The organism is Dactylosporangium sp. NPDC049525 (assembly GCF_040676755.1).
Classification (GTDB): Bacteria; Actinomycetota; Actinomycetes; order Mycobacteriales; family Micromonosporaceae; genus Dactylosporangium.
The window spans coordinates 1-2,020 of sequence record NZ_JBFAPO010000148.1 but is presented as its reverse complement, the minus strand read 5'-3'; the positions used below and the strand labels follow the sequence as shown (position 1 = coordinate 2,020).

Below are 2,020 nucleotides of genomic sequence, written 5' to 3'. Positions count from 1 at the left end.
TCCGCGATCGCCCGTGCTGTCAGTGGGTTGTCGCCGGTGATCATCACCGTGCGGATGCCCATCCGGCGCATCTCGTCGAACCGTTCCCGCATGCCGGCCTTGACCACGTCCTTGAGGTGGATGACGCCGAGCGCGCGGGCGGGCTGCTCACCGAGGCGTTCGGCGACGACGAGCGGCGTGCCGCCGGACCCGGAGATCGCGTCGACGATCTCGCCGACGTCGTTGGCCGGGTGCCCGCCGTTGTGCCGCACCCACCGCATCACCGCCGCCGCAGCGCCCTTGCGGACCTGCCGGACCTGTCCGTCGTCGATGTCGACGCCGGACATGCGGGTCTGCGCGGTGAACGGGACCCAGGTGGCGTTGGCCAGTTCGCCTGGGCTGCGTTCCCGCAGGCCGTGCGCGGTTTTGGCGTACACGACGACGCTGCGGCCCTCTGGGGTCTCATCCGCCAGGCTGGACAGTTGTGCGGCGTCGGCAAGTTCCTCGGCGGTGACGCCGGTGACGGTGTGGAACTCGCCGGCCTGCCGGTTGCCCAGCGTGATGGTGCCGGTTTTGTCGAGGAGGAGGGTGTTGACGTCGCCGGCGGCTTCGACGGCGCGGCCGGACATGGCCAGGACGTTGCGTTGCACGAGGCGGTCCATGCCGGCGATGCCGATCGCGGACAGCAGCGCCCCGATCGTGGTCGGGATCAGACACACCAGCAGGCTTACGAGGACGATGCCGGTGACGCCGTTGCCGTTGAGGGCGAGGCTGTCGGGTGCGAACGCCTGCACGCCCTTGGAGTAGATCGCCAGGGGCTGCAGGGTCGCGACGGCCAGCAGGAAGATGATCGTCAGCGACGCGAGAAGGATGTTGAGGGCGATCTCGTTCGGTGTCTTCTGCCGGTTCGCGCCCTCGACCAGGGCGATCATCCGGTCGATGAACGACTCACCCGGCTTCTGGGTGATGCGTACGATGATGCGGTCGGAGAGGACTTTGGTGCCGCCGGTGACGGCGCTGCGGTCGCCGCCGGATTCGCGGATGACGGGTGCGGATTCGCCGGTGATGGCGGATTCGTCGACGGAGGCGATGCCTTCGATGACGTCGCCGTCGCCGGGGATGACCTGTCCGGCCTCGACCACGACGATGTCGCCGAGTTGCAGGGCAGCGGCGGGCACGGATTCCTCGACCCGGGCGTCGCCGATGAGACGCCGGGCCATGGTGTCGGTCTTCGCCCGGCGCAGGGTTTCGGCTTGGGCTTTGCCGCGGCCTTCGGCGACGGCTTCGGCGAGGTTGGCGAAGATGACGGTGAGCCACAGCCACACGGTGATGGCCCAGGCGAAGACGCTCGGGTGCAGCACCGCCAGGACGGTGGTGAAGACCGAGCCGATCTCCACGATGAACATGACCGGGTTGCGCCACAACGTGGCAGGGTTCAGTTTCCGGAGCGCGTCGGGGGTGGACTTCCACAGTTGCTGGGGGTCGAGCAGTCCACCGGCGACCCGGCGGCGGGTCGGAGTGCTCATCGGATGCCTTCCGCGAGCGGGCCGAGGGCCAGGGCAGGCAGGTAGGTCAGCAGGACCACGACAATGGTGACCGCGACGACCATGCCGATGAACAAGGGCTGATACGTCCGCAAGGTCCCGGCCGACTGTGGTGTGGGGCTTTGCCGGGCGAGGGATCCGGCGAGGCCGAGGACGAGGATGATCGGCAGGAACCGGCCCAGCAGCATGCACAGCCCGAGGGCGGTGTTGTAGAAGGTGGTGTTCGCTGAGAGACCGGCGAAGGCGGAGCCGTTGTTGTTCGACGCGGACGTGAACGCGTACAACACCTCCGACAGGCCATGCGCGCCGGGGTTCGCCATCGACGATCGTGCGGTCGCCGACCCCATCGCCACCGCGGTGCCGACCAGGACCAGGGCGGGTGTGGTGAGCAGGTACAGGGAGGCGAATTTGATTTCGCGGGCGCTGATCTTTTTGCCGAGGTATTCGGGGGTGCGGCCGACCATGAGGCCGGCGACGAAGACGGTGATGACGGCGAG

General features: G+C 68.3%; 2 protein-coding genes. Both read right to left on the bottom strand.

Going from position 1 to position 2,020, the window contains the following annotated elements; translation table 11 throughout:
• On the bottom strand, positions 1-1,505 hold a 1,505-nt coding region (gene kdpB / locus AB0K00_RS57680), incomplete at its 3' end, for a potassium-transporting ATPase subunit KdpB (protein ID WP_363540205.1).
• Positions 1,502-2,020: potassium-transporting ATPase subunit KdpA (locus AB0K00_RS57675; protein WP_363540203.1), on the bottom strand; the 519-nt coding region annotated here is incomplete at its 5' end. The genes kdpB and AB0K00_RS57675, both read right to left, overlap by 4 nt.